The following is a 14,599-nucleotide window of genomic DNA, read 5'->3' as shown; positions in this document are numbered from 1 at the left end:
AATCTCTCTAACCTTAGTCAAGCATAAAACTAAGTGGAAGATTATATCTTGACTTAACCGCCTGCCCTCTTTGCTTGCCCGGCTCCCACTTGCCAGCCATATACTCAATGACGCGTATGGCTTCATAGGACAAAGGGTTACCCGGGCTTTTTAATACTTTAATGTCTGAAATACCGCCTTTCGAATCAATAATAAATGAAGTAAATACTTTGCCCTGCATACGCGACCGTTGAGCTTCAACAGGATACCTCATAGCTTTAGATAGGAATGAATACATCGCTTTAACACCACCTTTAAACTCGGCCGATTCTTCTATGACTTTATACGCATATGCTTTTCCTAGCGAATCATAACTTATACCAGAATCAAGAATGCCTTTCGTATACTGCTCTTCGTATAAGGGATGTCTGCTCTTTCTGAACGCTTTCCATACACCTACTTTCTCACCTGATTCGTAACGCCCTATTTCTTTTACTTCTCCGTTTTCAAAGAAAGTTCTGAAATCTCCCGTACCATTTTCTACCAGTATATTACCTGTTGAATCTTTATAGGTATCTACTATAAACTCCTGATACTGATTTGTATATTCTTTATGTTTAACTATTTGAGTTACGTAGTTACCTTCTTCTTTTAGCTGACCATTAGAATGGTATCTTTTCCAATAACCTTGTTGGCGGCCATTCTCATAAAAACCCTCAGATTCAATCTGTTGATTATCGTAATAACTTACATATTTCCCATGAAAAACGAAGGGTAATATATTTCTTACATAGGCTTCTGACTGTAGCACATTATTTTTTGAATATTGAATAACCCGATACGTAGTGTCATTCATTTTAGTAATATCCCGATAATACTGAGCTACGTTTTCGGTTTGAACTTCTTCTCCGTCTTTCGTATAAAAAATTCTATAAACAGACTGGGCCTGAACCTGATTCCAAACGAGTAAGGCAAAAAGTAAAATGTATTTCATAACTAGAGAAATTAGGTAAACACGTATTAATGAACAATTATACAAGCAAATGTATAAATTAAGTATTTCTCTTGAACAGTACTAACCATTACTAATAGGACTGTCGGCAAAAAATAACCCTCGATTCGTTTCATCATGTCCCTATACTCACAAAATCATTTTTCTTATTTACTAGAATAACAGCCCTTGGAAAATCCATTCATACCAAGCTCATTACTACTCTACCTAAAATCTTAATCAATTCTTTACCTACCCTTATTATGGCTATAAATACAAATTCTATAAAACCAATAGATAGCGTATTACCAAAACTAAAAAAGCTGTCGATTTGCATCAACAGCTTTTTATTAATTGATCTCTAAGACTTATAAAAGGTAGATTAACCTACTCGTTTGGCTTTATATCCTTTTTCAAGTAACCATTTCAAGGCTTTGTCCCGCTGGTCTCCCTGCACGATAATTTCGCCGTCTTTGACCGAACCGCCTACGCCACAAAGCGTTTTTAGTTTCTTGCCTAAATCCGCTAAATCATCTTCCGTTCCAACGAAACCCGTTACCAAAGTTACCTGTTTACCCCCGCGTAATTTCTTGTCCAGTTGCACTTTCAGGTTCTGCTGCTGGGGTGGCAAGGTAGCCGCCTCCGAAGCTTCATCAGACTGATACTGAAAATCAGGATCTGTTGAATACACTACGCCGGTATAGTTCTTCTTTGCCATCTTTTTTTAGTTGTTAGTTGGTTGTTGTTGGTTGATAGTCTTTTGTTTTACTAACAACTATCAACCAACAACAACCAACCCCAAAATTATACTTTCTCGCCGTAGAGGGCTTCGCGTTGTTCTTTGATGCGGTTATCGGTTAAGTACTCATCGAAGGTCATGAGTTTATCCAGACAACCTTTAGGCGTTAACTCGATGATCCGGGTGGCTACGGTTTGCGTTAACTGGTGGTCATGGCAGGCAAACAACATCACACTAGGGAAGTCTTCCATTCCCTTGTTCAGGGCCTGAATTGACTCCAGGTCCAAGTGGTTGGTAGGTTCATCGAGTAAGAGTACGTTCGCTCCCGAGAGCATCATTTTCGAGAACATGCAACGTTGTTTTTCACCCCCGGATAATACGGTCGACTTCTTCAGGGCTTCTTCGCCCGAGAAGAGCATCCGGCCCAGGAAGCTACGCACAAACGTCTCGTCTTTTTCTGCCGAATACTGACGTAACCAGTCCACGAGGTTCAGGCTTCCGTCTGAGAAGTACTTCGTGTTATCGTTAGGCAGGTAACTTTGCGTGGTGGTTACTCCCCAGTTGAACGTTCCGGTGGTGGGTTTACGCTCGCCCATCAGAATGTCGAACAGAGCCGAAACGGCCAGACCGTCTTTACTCAGGAAAGCGATTTTCTGATCGTTCAGGGTATTAAAGGACAGATTTTTGAACAGGGTCGTACCGTCCTCTAGTACATAACTCAGGTTCTCTACACTTAATACCTGATCGCCAATTTCACGTTCGGGTTTGAAACCGATGTAAGGATACCGACGGCTGGAAGGCTTGATTTCATCCACCTGAAGTTTATCCAACATCTTCTGACGAGCCGTTGCCTGACGAGATTTCGCCACGTTGGCCGAGAAACGGCGGATGAACTCTTCCAATTCTTTACGCTTTTCATCAGCCTTTTTATTCTGATCGGCTTTCTGACGAGCGGCCAACTGACTTGATTCGTACCAGAAGGTGTAGTTACCCCCATAAATCTGGATTTTACCAAAGTCAAGGTCAGCAATATACGTACAAACGTTATCCAGGAAGTGACGGTCGTGGCTGACTACGATTACCGTATTCTTGAAGTTCATTAAAAATTCTTCGAGCCACAGGATGGAATCAATGTCCAAGTTGTTCGTAGGCTCATCGAGTAATAGAATATCAGGGTTACCAAACAGGGCTTGAGCTAACAGCACCTTCACTTTTTCGGAAGGGTTCATGTCAGCCATCAGCGTGTAGTGGGTGTCTTCTTTGATACCCAGACCGGATAATAAAGCAGCTGCATCGGACTCGGCTTCCCAGCCGTTCATTTCGGCAAATTCTGCTTCCAGATCAGCCGCCCGGTTACCGTCCTCTTCGGTGAAATCTGCTTTTGCGTAGATTTCATCCTTTTCAATCATTACTTTATACAGCCTGTCGTTACCCATGATTACCGTGTTCAGGACGGTCTGATCATCATAGGCATTCTGGTTTTGATTCAGAAACGACATCCGCTCACCGGGATCCAGCGTTACCGAGCCCGTGGTGGGTTCAATTTCCCCCGAAAGGATTTTTACAAAGGTAGATTTTCCAGCTCCGTTGGCACCAATCAGGCCATACACGTTACCCGGAACAAATTTTAAGTTTACGTCTTCAAATAAAACCCGCTTTCCGAAGCGGAGCGAAATATTACTTACTGATAGCATCTAGTATCTGGTTTTCAAAGTGCAAAGGTACGGATTTTCAGGCGGTTTTTAGAAAGCTTCCCTGAGGTTTTCGGGTGAATATCCTCTCTACTGAATCGCTGCCAGCGTGGCCTAGCCAGCGACATTCAAGGCTTTCTTTCCGAAATCCTACCAGCAACCTCCTGAGCTTTCCTTTATACTATTCAAACACGTATATTGTCCAAAAAGTTGAGCTAGGTATCATGAGTACAGAAGTATTAGAAAAATTCGGCGGTTACGTGCGGGTGCGAGTGTGTGGCATTGCCGTGCAGGAAGATCGAGTATTGGTCATCAAACATAAAGCCTTATTTCATGACGGTCCATTCTGGTCGCCGCCGGGTGGTAGTCTGGAATTTGGGGAGTCCATTCCAGAAGCGTTAATCCGTGAATTTCAGGAAGAAACGCAGTTAACCGTTGAAGCAGGAGAGCTACTTTTCGTGAATGAGTTTATCCGTTCGCCTTTGCATACGCTGGAATTATTTTTCCGCGTTTCTGTTATCTCGGGAAACTTATTACTGGGCCATGATCCAGAGTTTACCCAACAGATTATGGAAGAAGCTGCCTGGTTATCCTGGTCAGAACTGAAAGCCCTGCCTGCTGATCATGTGCATTCCATTTTCCATAAATATCAGTCGCTGGAAGCCTTACTTCAACCCGGTGGTTACGGCCTCCAGTAGAGAGACTGGTTGATTGCGTCTGGGTAAAAGACATTTTGATTGATTTGAAAGTAGTTTCATTCCCCGACCAGACGCGATTAATCGCGTCTGTACTGGTAAGGTCCCCTATTCTTCCGACCCAAATTTCTTATCTTTGTTTTTGTGAATACACCGAAATCTGATACCCCAACGCCCGCGTTTCTGCTTCGGCAGAAGTTCCCTTTTCAGCCCACCAAAGGTCAGCTGGAGCTTTTTAATTTGATGGAAAAATTTCTATCCAATGACGATGCTCAGACCTTTCTGTTGAAAGGTTATGCGGGTACGGGGAAAACCACGCTCATCAGCACGTTGGTGAAAAGTCTGCCTAAACTGGGTTTTCGAACGGTATTGCTAGCTCCTACCGGACGAGCAGCCAAGGTCATGGCGACGTACTCCCGAAAAAAAGCCACGACGATCCACAAAAAAATCTATCGTCAGGTCACCAATAAATACAGCGGCGGCCTGGAATTTCGTCGTCAGAATAACTACCATACCAATACGGTTTTCATCGTTGATGAGGCCTCCATGATTGCTGACGAAGCTGATTTTGGCGGCATGCAGGGTTTGTTAACTGACCTGGTGGAATACACGTTTGGTAATGAAGAAGGAGACCCTAACAAACTGGTCTTTGTGGGTGACCTGGCCCAGTTACCTCCCGTGGGTAAAGATGATAGTCCGGCTCTGGATGCTTCCTATTTACGAGACAACTTTCACATGTCCGTGATGGAAGTGGAAATGACGGAGGTTATGCGTCAGGATAACGATTCGGGAATTCTGGCCAATGCGACCCGATTACGGGAAATTCTCTGGGATAAAATTCCTGAAATTCGTCTCATCACTAAAGGTTTCCGGGACTGCTACCGCATGACGGGCGAGAAACTGGAAGACGGTTTGAATTATGCTTATCGGAAATACGGCGAGGAAAATACCATTGTCATTACCCGCTCCAACAAAACGGCGGTAGCTTATAATCGGTACATTCGAGCCCGGATCAAGTATCAGGAAGATGAAATTTCAACGGGCGACCGGCTGATGGTGGTTCGGAATAATTATACCGTGCTGGACGAAGATTCGCCAGCGGGTTTTCTGGCCAATGGCGATTTCGTGGAAGTTCTGAAAATCAGAGGCTACGAAGAACAATACGGTCTACGTTTTGCCAATTGTCTGCTGCAACTTTCGGATTATCCCGATCAACCTCCGTTTGATGCCAAAATTACCCTTAATACCCTCGACAGTCCCTTACCTTCGTTGAGTAAAGAAGAAAATAAAATGCTTTACGATGGGGTATCTGCCGATTACGAACACATTGCTTCCAAACGCGAGCGGATGCAGGAGATTCGGAAAGACCCTTATCTGAATGCTTTGCAGGTGAAATTTGCCTATGCTCTTACCTGCCATAAATCGCAGGGCGGCCAGTGGAGTGCCGTTTTTGTTGATCAGGGTTACCTGACACTGGAACAGGTAAATGCTGACTTTGTCCGATGGTTATATACCGCCATGACGCGGGCCAGCCTGGAAGTGTTTCTAGTGAATTTTCACAGTGATTTTTTTGAGTAACTTCTTACGAAAGCCGATTTTTATTAATCGGCTTTTTCTATTTTGCGATCGTCTTTATCTTTCAGCCACCTATCTTTTAACTAACTATCACTCAAACTATTGCCTTCTTTCAAGCCCTCACTGATTCTCTCTACCTGAACGACTTTTAATTTTCAGAAAGCCCGTTCGTAAGATTAGCTATTGCCTTTTATAACCTACACTAACAACCAATTCTTTACTTTATGAATACCGCTCTCTTCACCTTGTATCTGGGAGTATTGAAACGCGTGGCCCGAACCGCTGCTCTGAGCCCATTTGACGCTCATGAACGCAACCGACTCGGAGAGTTGTACGCTTTGTACAGTCCACCTGCCGCTGCTTCGCTATTACCCGAAGATCCGTACAAATTACCTAAAACGGATATTCTTGAATTATCCAACCTGGACAAAAATCTTACGCTGCAAGGTGTTAACGAATGCGGTTTCGGACACGTTACCGAGTTCGAAGTAAAAGTAATTAGCCAGCTTGTCAGCCAGTTACAGCCCCGGTGTATGTTTGAGATTGGTACCTTTCAGGGCAGAACTACGCTGAACATGGCCCTCAACAGTCCCGAAGACGCCCGCATTATTACGCTGGATCTGCCCCCCGCAGACCTGAATAACACGCAAATGCAGATTGAAAAAACGGAAGAAATGTACGTACAGAAATCAGGATCGGGCGAACGTTTCAAAGGCCACCCACAGGCGTATAAAATTACACAGGTGTTCGGCGACTCGGCTACGTTTGATTATTCGCCGTATCATAATCGTATGGATCTGGTCTTTATCGACGGTTCGCACGCGTATGAATACGTACTGAGTGACACCGAAAATGCCCTCAAACTCGTTCGCAAAGGCGGTACGATTCTCTGGCATGACTATACCAACTGGGAAGGCGTTCGACGGGCTCTCAATGACTACTATCTGTCTGGAAATCTAACATTCCGCAAGCTTCGTCATATCGGCGGCACCAGCATCGCCATACTTACGGTTGAGTAAGTAAAGTATATACAAAAGCGGCGTTTCAGTGCTGAAACGCCGCTTTCATAAGTTAATCTTCAAGATTTATTTTTTCTTGTCACCCTTCGGCACCGATTGCAGGGGGTAGTTTACAGTTTTTTGCTGCAATATTTCCAGCCACTGCGTCCGGCGACCTTCAGAGGCTTCGGTTAGTTCTTCCTTGATTTTATTTTCGTGATAATCAGCCAAATCCACCAGAATATCCTTTAGTATCTCCAATCGTTCCGCTCCGAGAATTTCCTCGAACTTTCGATCAACCACCTTCGTGCATGACTGCCATTCCAGTGTAAAACGAGCTCCTTTATTGGTAATTTTTACTAATACCGAACGAGCATCGTCGGGGTGCTTTTCCGTTTCTACGTATCCCTGCTCCTGCAACTCCTTCACAATCTTGCTAACAGCCTGTTTGGTAATACCCAGGACGGCGGCTAGCTCATTAATAGTCGAACCGTCCAAATCAATATGTACCATTAATACCAAATGTCCCAGTCGATACGACTCATGGCCCGATTCCGCCAATTTCTGGCTTGAAACATCCACCACTATTCTGAAAGCCCTACTTAGTAACCGTCCCATGATCCGGTTCCGGTGAGCTTTAAATGCTTCGAGCCTTTCTTTTAATTCCTTGTCCATCACTTTATATGCTCAGAAAAGATTTCAAAATATTCGAAAATCTTTTCTTTTTCAGTTTAATGTAAATTTAATATTAATTAAAAAAGTACAAAATACAAATCATAGGTTTCAATTTATGTTTCCAGGAACATTTTCTACAAAATCAATCACCAAAACACAAATAATTGATTTACAATCATTTAATAATAATAATCGCCATTATATGCCGTAGTCTTTAAGGAACTTTGGTCTTTAAGGCACAAATCCTATGCAAAAATAGTTATAAAAAAATAATAGTCAACCTACTTGACTTTTTTAGTCAACTAAGTTTACATTTGCATTGTCAATTTAGTTGACTATCTCATTAAAGTATACGGGTCCGCATCCCATTTTAAAACCACTTATAAATAGATGTAATTATGGCTACGCCAGAACAATCTTCACTTCGCAAAATGTTACCCCGCGTTATTCTGGTCGTTGTACTGGGTGTGGGTGCGTGGTTCGGATTTTCCGCTTACCAGCATGCTCAAACACACGAAGAAACCGACAACGCTCAGATTGAAAGTTACCTCGTTCCCGTGCTTCCCCGTATCTCTGGATACGTAAAGTCAGTAAACGTCAATGATTACGACAAAGTAGAAAAAGGACAGTTGTTATTAGAGATTGACTCTGATGAATATCAACTGCAACTGGCGGAAATGGAGGCTACGTATCGTCAGATGGAAACGGACGTAGAAAACGCTAAAGCCAGCCTCCGCAACGCCGAGCTGACAATCAAGGCTCAGGAATCGAACCTGAAAGCAACGGCTTTACGTCGGGATAAATCAAAATCAGACGCCGAACGCGACGCTCGTCTATTAGCGGATAAAGCCATCACCCGTAAGCAGTCGGACGACAGCCGTAACGCTGCGGACGTTCTTGAACAACAGTATGTAGCCGGTCAGGCTGATATTCTGGCTTCCCGTTCGCGGCTGGACGTACTACGTTCAGCGTTACACAAAGCCGAAGCTGCTTTGGACGTTCAGAAAGCCCGGATTGACCAGCAAAAACTGAAACTGACGTATTCTAAAGTATACGCTACTTCGTCAGGCCGGATTGGCCGCAAGAGCGTAGAACCCGGCCAGTATATTCAGAATGGACAAACGGTAATGACCGTTGTGCAGGATAGTACGCTTTGGGTGGTTGCCAACTTCAAGGAAACGCAGGTAGAACATTTACGCATGGGTGCTGAGGCAATCATCACAGCAGATGCATTCCCTAACCAGCCGATGAAAGGTAAAATCGTTTCTTTCAGTGAAGCCACCGGTGCCAAATTCTCCCTGTTACCTCCCGATAACGCTTCGGGTAACTTCGTAAAAGTAACCCAGAAGATTCCCGTGAAAATTGAAATTGAAGACTTACCCAAATACCGTCAGCAACTCCGTGCCGGTATGAACGTGGAAGTTAGCGTGAAAACCAAGTAGTTTTCGGTTGTCAGTTTTTAGTTGTCAGTGATAAAACGTATCACGGCTAACTGAAGATTATAAACTGAAGACTGAGAACCAACTAGTTGACAGTTGTCAATTTTTATTAGTCAATGATTAAGTATCACGAGCAACTGAAAACCGACAACTGTCAACTGAAAACCAAAAGACATGGCAACAACCTATCCAACCGGATTTAAGCGGGCTATTATTGTTGCTACGGCAATTTCCGCTGCCATCATGGAGTTGATTGACACGACGATTGTGAACGTGGCATTGAACCAGATGGCCGGATCGCTGGGAGCAACCATCGAGGACATTGCCTGGGTAGTGACCTCGTACGCCATCGCCAACGTAATTATCATTCCGATGACGGGCTTCCTGGCCGAGTACTTTGGCCGGAAAAATTATTACCTCACCTCCATTGTCATCTTTACCATTGCTTCCTATTTCTGCGGTCAGTCTACGGATTTATGGGAGTTAGTATTCTGGCGTTTCATTCAGGGTGTGGGAGGTGGAGCCTTGCTTTCTACCTCGCAGGCCATCATTTTTGATGCCTTCCCTCCCGAAAAACGCGGTATTGCTTCTGGTATCTTTGCCATGGGTATCATCATGGGCCCTACCTTTGGTCCTGTATTAGGGGGTATTATTGTGGAAGATTACCACTGGGCCAATATCTTCCTAGTGAACATTCCCGTCGGTATTCTGGCGGCAGTGTTAACCATGCTCTACATTGATAAGAAAGAAGGCGAAGGCCAGAAGAAAGATCAAATTAAAATTGATTACATCGGTATTATTCTGTTGATGGTCGGTATTGGTTCCCTTCAGTTTATGCTGGAAAAAGGTGAATCAGAAGACTGGTTTGAGTCCCGACTTATTGTGATGATAGCCATTACCGCCACCATTGGCATGGTGGGATTCATCTGGCGGGAATTAACCACCGATCACCCCGTCGTTGACTTACGGGTAATGGCTAAAGGAACACTGGGAGTAACCACAATCTTTAGCTTCGTGGCGGGTATTGGTCTATTCACGGCCATGTTTGTGTACCCCGTAATGGTGCAACGGATTAACGGATATACCCCAACGATGACGGGTTTGTCATTACTTTGGCCGACGCTGATCGGGGTCTTCATGATGCCGATTGTAGGAAGACGGTTATCAGCGGGAGCTTCTCCCCTGCCCTTCATTATCACGGGTATTCTGTTCATGATTGCCTTCGGTTTTTACGCCGGAACTTTTGATGATAACACGAGTCAATGGCAGTTTTTCCCCGCTCACATGATGCGGGTAATCGGGATTTCTCTGCTTCAGTTGCCCCTGACTAACCAGGCAGTAGCCGGACTTACCCCAAAAGAATACCCCAATGCCATCGCGATCAATAACATGATTCGGCAGTTAGGGGGAGCCTTCGGTGTAGCCCTGGCCAACAACTTCGTAGCCATCCGTTATGCTCAGCACCGCTCGGATTTAGTAGCCAATTTATACGAGGGAAATCCTTTACTGACGCAACGTTTGCAGGCCATGGGTGGAGCTACTATGCGAGCTTACCGAATGCTTGAACTCGCCGTTGACAAGCAGGCCTATCTGCTTTCTTATCTGGACACGTTCCGGGTAGTTGGTCTGTTCTTCATCCTTATTCTGCCCTTAACGATAGTCTTACGTCAGAAAAAGAAAAAATCAGCCGAAGAAATCGCCGCAGCCGCAGCCGCCATGGCCGAAGCCCATTAGTAAAGTTGTCAGTTTTTAGTTTGCAGTTTTCTGTTAATTAAAACCGAATCCTGCGAGAAAAAAACTGACAACTGACAACCGAAAACTGAAAACTAATCATGAAATTCTTCCCAGTACTGGCCCTCGTAGCTTTGACGAGTACGGCGGCCTTTGCTCAACAAAATAATGACGAGGTTCTGAATGGACTCATTCGTCAGTCGATTGCCTATTACCCCCAACTGAAACAACAACGCCAAGCCGTTTCTCTGAGCCAGAGCCGCACGCAATTAGCTGAATCGGGTAATAAGCCCACTGTTAGCGGAGACGCGAGCTACACGTACATCTGGCCTTTGCAGAAAGTAGCTTTCGAAATTCCCGGCTTAGGTTCCAATGCCATTCAGTTTGCTCCCCGGAATAACTATAATGTAGGCGTTTCCGTGAGTCAAACCGTGTATGACTGGGGAAAAACGAATGCAGCCATTGATAAAGCTCGTATCGAAAGCATTTTATCCGAGCAGAACGTAGAACAGGCTACTCATCAGCTAGCCTATCAGGTTGCTCAGATTTACTTCAGTATTGTCTATCTGCAAAAAGCCATTACCGTTCAGCTAGCCCAGGAGTCACTGGTGAGCGAAACGGCAAAGGTTATTGAAAACCGGATCAAAAGCGGGGATGAAATTGACTATAACTTGGTGGCTACGAACGTTCGTTACAAAAACGTAAGAACCCGTATTGTTGATTTACGTAACCAACTGGACCGTCAATTCATTCTGCTGAGTTCTTTGGTGGGGAAAGATGTTCACGCTGACATTCCTACCACGGGCAGCTTTGATTTGACTACTCTGACTTCACAAGATTCCGTTTCGCTAGCCAATAACTGGGACATTCGGGTTTCGAAAACGAAGGAAATGGTCGCTGAGAAGGACATCGAGGCCGCGAAGGCTGCCAAGTTACCCTCGCTCTCATTCGTAGGCAATACGGGCTTTAAAAACGGTTTCCAGCCCGAAATTGATAAGTTCCGTTTCAATGGTGGCCTGGGTTTCCATTTATCCGCTCCGATTTATTCCGGCAAGCGTCATATCATTCAGGAAGACATCGCCCGCAAAAATCTTCAAATGAGTCAGTACGGCACGGAAGCGGCTTCCGTGGCTGTCCAGTCCCAACTGGATCAGGCTCGATCAGAATTACGTTCAACCTCTGAGAAACTGCGACTTTCAGAAACCCAGCTAGAAGAAGCCAAGTATGGTCTGAAACTGGCGGACGTTCGCTTCCAGAACGGAGTCATTACCCAACTGGAAATTCAGTCCGCACAAACGGCTCTGGAAGAAGCAGAATTTCAACGTATCCAGTACCAATATCAGCAGGCCCTGGCACGTTTAGAAGTAAACCGACTGCTAGGCACAAAAATCTGGTAGTAGAGTTTTGGGATTGCGAGTTTAGAGTTGGGAGTTATTTGATCATTTCTATTCATCGAAGCACACTATTTTTATAGTGAACTCTAAACACAAAACTCACAACCCAAAACTTAACAGTTATTAACGCTGGTATGAAATTTTGATGTAACGTATACAAACTATTTTCTTAGGAGATACGTTATATAACTGAGTCGCCCATAGAGCCATGAAAACCACAAATGCAATCGCTCAGGCGATCCGAAAAGTAGTTACGGAGCATTTTTTTATAAACCCTGAATATTTTCAGTTGAATCGAACTTTTAAAAATGATTTTGGGTTTAATAGTTTAGAAATGACCGAGTTAGTTGTAATGATTGAACAACAATTCGACATTAATATTCCCGATCATTCCTTGTCGACAGTACGAAACGTACATGATTTGATTACTGTCACTGAACAAAGTTTTAATCGGAAAAAAGCTTAAAAAAAAGAAAAGACAGATAGGTTGAAGGTTGAACGATGATTACCGGCCTGCTTTGCGGGCCGGTAATTTTGTTTATATACGTTTCGTCCGTCTGAGGCATAAAAAAACCGCTCAAAACGTTGAGCGGTTTCCAGTTTTCAGTTGTTGATATTTGTTATTATTCTTACCCAGAAGTGAGACTAAGCGACGATAACTTTCCCCAGTACATCTTCTACAGGAGTTAATGGTAAACTCCAGGCTTCCGCTACGCCAGCGTATACCGTCTTGCCATTCACTACGTTAAGACCTTTTTTCAGCTCTTCGTTTTCACGACAGGCTTTTTTCCAGCCTTTATTTGCCAGTTGAATTGCATAAGGTAAAGTCGCATTCGTTAAGGCTAAGGTAGACGTATAAGGCACCGCACCGGGCATGTTTGCTACACAGTAATGTACGATTCCTTCTACAACAAACGTAGGATCCTGGTGAGTAGTCGCGTGAGACGTTTCAAAACATCCCCCCTGGTCGATAGCTACGTCAACCATTACGGTTCCGGGACGCATCAGATTTAACATATCACGGGTGACCAGCGAAGGAGCTTTAGCTCCAGGAATCAACACACCACCAATGATCAAATCAGTTGTCTGGATTAACTGACGAATGTTATATTCATTGGAAATAACGGTATCTACGTTGGCGGGCATGATGTCTTCCAGGTAACGCAGACGAGGCAGGCTAATGTCTACAATCGTTACGTTTGCTCCTAAACCAGCGGCCATTTTCGCCGACTGCGTTCCTACGATACCACCTCCTAAAACTAATACGTTGGCAGGTTTTACGCCCGCAACGCCACCCAGCAGAATACCACGACCACCCATTGGTTTTTCGAGGTATTTTGCACCTTCCTGAATCGCCATACGACCCGCTACTTCACTCATCGGAACGAGCAGGGGCAGACTACGATCGTTTTTCTCTACCGTTTCATAAGCTAAACAAACCGCTCCGCTTTTCAGCATGGCGTAGGTTAACTCTTCCGAAGAAGCAAAGTGGAAATAGGTGAACAGTAATTGATTTGCTTTGATCAGCGGATATTCGGCAGCAATGGGTTCTTTCACCTTCACAATCATCTCGGCGATGTCATACACATCTTCGATAGTAGGAAGAATGGTTGCTCCAGCCTGAACGTATTCCTCGTCGCTGATACCACTACCAACACCAGCCGTAGCCTGCACGTAGACTTCGTGACCGTGTTTTTTGAATTCGGCTACTCCCGCAGGCGTTAGTGCGACGCGGTTTTCGTTGTTCTTGATTTCCTTTGGAACACCAATAATCATGATCGTAACAAGTTTAATTTGGAGGAAGTCTGCTAATGAAATGAATGCTGCAACGAGTACCCGTTGTGACTACAAAATTCATGCATTCAGAATAGATTTCGCTATTCATCAAATAAATAAGAAATTTGTTTTGATTTATTATTATATTTTCGTTTATTTTACTGTTATCAAAGCTATTCCTTTTTAAAAACCGAAAAAATTTCTGTGCCTCAGTACCCCTTTTTTAAAAGCATCGATCAGCTATCCCTAAAGCGGCACGTTCATTTTTACCCTATTTGCTTCCTATTAATCATTTATTTCTCACTTTAAGATTGCAGATGCAGGTCATTTTTGTTATTTCATAACTTTTCAGTAGAGATTTACTTTAAAAATACAGTCATTTATTTCAACCTTCAAAATCTATAAAAGCCATGGAACTGGATGCAATTGACCGGCAGTTACTTAATCTTCTTCAGGACAATGCTCTTCTCACGGTTCGTGAATTAGCTGAACGTGTTCACTTAAGTATTACCCCCGTTCACGACCGGATTAAGAAGTTGGAAAACCAGAAGATCATTGAAAAATACGTGGCTCTGGTCGATCGGAAACGGATTGGTCGCGGGATGATGGTGTATTGCTTCGTTACCCTGGATAAACAGCGTCAGGAAAGTTTCCAGGAATTCAATGAAGCGATTCGAAAACTACCCGAGGTGCTGGAATGTAGCGTCGTATCCGGTAATTTCGATTATTTACTGAAAGTAATCGTCGCTGATATGGAAGCGTATAACACCTTTTATCAAAGTAAACTGAGCGTCCTGAGCAGCGTCTCGCACATGAGTAGTTCGTTCGTGATGGAAGAGGTAAAAAGCACTACCCTGATTGGACTGTGAATGGCCCGGTAAGGGAAAGTTAAGTTCTTGTGCCATCAGCCTTTAGC

General features: G+C 44.1%; 13 protein-coding genes. 8 read left to right on the top strand and 5 right to left on the bottom strand.

Annotation, left to right across the window (positions count from 1 at the left end; genetic code table 11):
- Positions 1 to 13 precede the first annotated feature (13 nt).
- The 3 genes from BWI96_RS17970 to BWI96_RS17960 form a co-directional block, all read right to left on the bottom strand.
- Positions 14 to 973 (bottom strand): energy transducer TonB, encoded by a 960-nt coding sequence (locus BWI96_RS17970; RefSeq protein WP_106637914.1) that lies wholly within the window; start codon positions 971 to 973, stop codon positions 14 to 16.
- A gap of 379 nt (positions 974 to 1,352) precedes the next feature.
- Positions 1,353 to 1,688: a translation initiation factor gene (locus BWI96_RS17965; protein ID WP_106637913.1), complete on the bottom strand. Its 336-nt coding sequence runs from the start codon at positions 1,686 to 1,688 to the stop codon at positions 1,353 to 1,355.
- Positions 1,689 to 1,774: 86 nt separating this feature from the next.
- Complete coding sequence (locus BWI96_RS17960; RefSeq protein WP_106637912.1) at positions 1,775 to 3,403, bottom strand: ABC-F family ATP-binding cassette domain-containing protein; 1,629 nt, start codon at positions 3,401 to 3,403, stop codon at positions 1,775 to 1,777.
- A 221-nt stretch (positions 3,404 to 3,624) separates the two neighbouring features.
- Here BWI96_RS17960 and BWI96_RS17955 point away from each other — a divergent pair, with 221 nt between their 5' ends.
- From BWI96_RS17955 to BWI96_RS17945, 3 genes are all read left to right on the top strand, one after another.
- Positions 3,625 to 4,098 (top strand): NUDIX hydrolase, encoded by a 474-nt coding sequence (locus tag BWI96_RS17955; RefSeq protein ID WP_106637911.1) that lies wholly within the window; start codon positions 3,625 to 3,627, stop codon positions 4,096 to 4,098.
- Between the two features lie 141 nt (positions 4,099 to 4,239).
- On the top strand, positions 4,240 to 5,673 hold the full coding sequence (locus tag BWI96_RS17950; protein WP_106637910.1) for an ATP-dependent RecD-like DNA helicase: 1,434 nt from the start codon (positions 4,240 to 4,242) through the stop codon (positions 5,671 to 5,673).
- A gap of 221 nt (positions 5,674 to 5,894) precedes the next feature.
- Positions 5,895 to 6,689, top strand: coding sequence for a class I SAM-dependent methyltransferase (locus tag BWI96_RS17945; RefSeq protein WP_106637909.1), 795 nt, complete (start codon positions 5,895 to 5,897; stop codon positions 6,687 to 6,689).
- 66 nt (positions 6,690 to 6,755) lie between these two features.
- Here BWI96_RS17945 and BWI96_RS17940 read toward each other — a convergent pair whose 3' ends face one another.
- Complete coding sequence (locus BWI96_RS17940) at positions 6,756 to 7,343, bottom strand: MarR family winged helix-turn-helix transcriptional regulator (protein ID WP_106637908.1); 588 nt, start codon at positions 7,341 to 7,343, stop codon at positions 6,756 to 6,758.
- Between the two features lie 398 nt (positions 7,344 to 7,741).
- On the opposite strand from BWI96_RS17940, the gene BWI96_RS17935 reads away from it, so the two are divergent.
- From BWI96_RS17935 to BWI96_RS17920, 4 genes are all read left to right on the top strand, one after another.
- On the top strand, positions 7,742 to 8,785 hold the full coding sequence (locus tag BWI96_RS17935; RefSeq protein WP_106637907.1) for an HlyD family secretion protein: 1,044 nt from the start codon (positions 7,742 to 7,744) through the stop codon (positions 8,783 to 8,785).
- A gap of 171 nt (positions 8,786 to 8,956) precedes the next feature.
- Positions 8,957 to 10,516: a DHA2 family efflux MFS transporter permease subunit gene (locus BWI96_RS17930; RefSeq protein WP_106637906.1), complete on the top strand. Its 1,560-nt coding sequence runs from the start codon at positions 8,957 to 8,959 to the stop codon at positions 10,514 to 10,516.
- Between the two features lie 98 nt (positions 10,517 to 10,614).
- The gene (locus BWI96_RS17925) at positions 10,615 to 11,910 is read left to right on the top strand and encodes a TolC family protein (protein WP_106637905.1); all 1,296 of its coding nucleotides are present in this window, start codon (positions 10,615 to 10,617) and stop codon (positions 11,908 to 11,910) included.
- 205 nt (positions 11,911 to 12,115) lie between these two features.
- On the top strand, positions 12,116 to 12,373 hold the full coding sequence (locus tag BWI96_RS17920) for an acyl carrier protein (protein ID WP_106637904.1): 258 nt from the start codon (positions 12,116 to 12,118) through the stop codon (positions 12,371 to 12,373).
- Between the two features lie 179 nt (positions 12,374 to 12,552).
- Here the strand turns inward: BWI96_RS17920 and ald are convergent, their stop codons facing one another.
- Positions 12,553 to 13,683: an alanine dehydrogenase gene (gene ald, locus BWI96_RS17915; RefSeq protein WP_106637903.1), complete on the bottom strand. Its 1,131-nt coding sequence runs from the start codon at positions 13,681 to 13,683 to the stop codon at positions 12,553 to 12,555.
- 410 nt (positions 13,684 to 14,093) lie between these two features.
- On the opposite strand from ald, the gene BWI96_RS17905 reads away from it, so the two are divergent.
- On the top strand, positions 14,094 to 14,552 hold the full coding sequence (locus BWI96_RS17905; RefSeq protein ID WP_106637901.1) for an Lrp/AsnC family transcriptional regulator: 459 nt from the start codon (positions 14,094 to 14,096) through the stop codon (positions 14,550 to 14,552).
- Positions 14,553 to 14,599 lie beyond the last annotated feature (47 nt).

The sequence above is a fragment of the Siphonobacter sp. SORGH_AS_0500 genome (assembly GCF_002838835.1).
In the GTDB taxonomy this organism is placed as follows: Bacteria; Bacteroidota; Bacteroidia; order Cytophagales; family Spirosomataceae; genus Siphonobacter.
Note: the sequence above shows the minus strand (reverse complement) of the source record. Positions and strands in the feature narration are given on the sequence as shown.

Coding starts and splice junctions, on each gene's coding strand:
- BWI96_RS17970 (WP_106637914.1), bottom strand. CDS start 973: ATGAAATACATTTTACTTTTTGCCTTACTCGTTTGGAATCAGGTTCAG.
- BWI96_RS17965 (WP_106637913.1), bottom strand. CDS start 1,688: ATGGCAAAGAAGAACTATACCGGCGTAGTGTATTCAACAGATCCTGAT.
- BWI96_RS17960 (WP_106637912.1), bottom strand. CDS start 3,403: ATGCTATCAGTAAGTAATATTTCGCTCCGCTTCGGAAAGCGGGTTTTA.
- BWI96_RS17955 (WP_106637911.1), top strand. CDS start 3,625: ATGAGTACAGAAGTATTAGAAAAATTCGGCGGTTACGTGCGGGTGCGA.
- BWI96_RS17945 (WP_106637909.1), top strand. CDS start 5,895: ATGAATACCGCTCTCTTCACCTTGTATCTGGGAGTATTGAAACGCGTG.
- BWI96_RS17940 (WP_106637908.1), bottom strand. CDS start 7,343: ATGGACAAGGAATTAAAAGAAAGGCTCGAAGCATTTAAAGCTCACCGG.
- BWI96_RS17935 (WP_106637907.1), top strand. CDS start 7,742: ATGGCTACGCCAGAACAATCTTCACTTCGCAAAATGTTACCCCGCGTT.
- BWI96_RS17930 (WP_106637906.1), top strand. CDS start 8,957: ATGGCAACAACCTATCCAACCGGATTTAAGCGGGCTATTATTGTTGCT.
- BWI96_RS17925 (WP_106637905.1), top strand. CDS start 10,615: ATGAAATTCTTCCCAGTACTGGCCCTCGTAGCTTTGACGAGTACGGCG.
- BWI96_RS17920 (WP_106637904.1), top strand. CDS start 12,116: ATGAAAACCACAAATGCAATCGCTCAGGCGATCCGAAAAGTAGTTACG.
- ald (WP_106637903.1), bottom strand. CDS start 13,683: ATGATTATTGGTGTTCCAAAGGAAATCAAGAACAACGAAAACCGCGTC.
- BWI96_RS17905 (WP_106637901.1), top strand. CDS start 14,094: ATGGAACTGGATGCAATTGACCGGCAGTTACTTAATCTTCTTCAGGAC.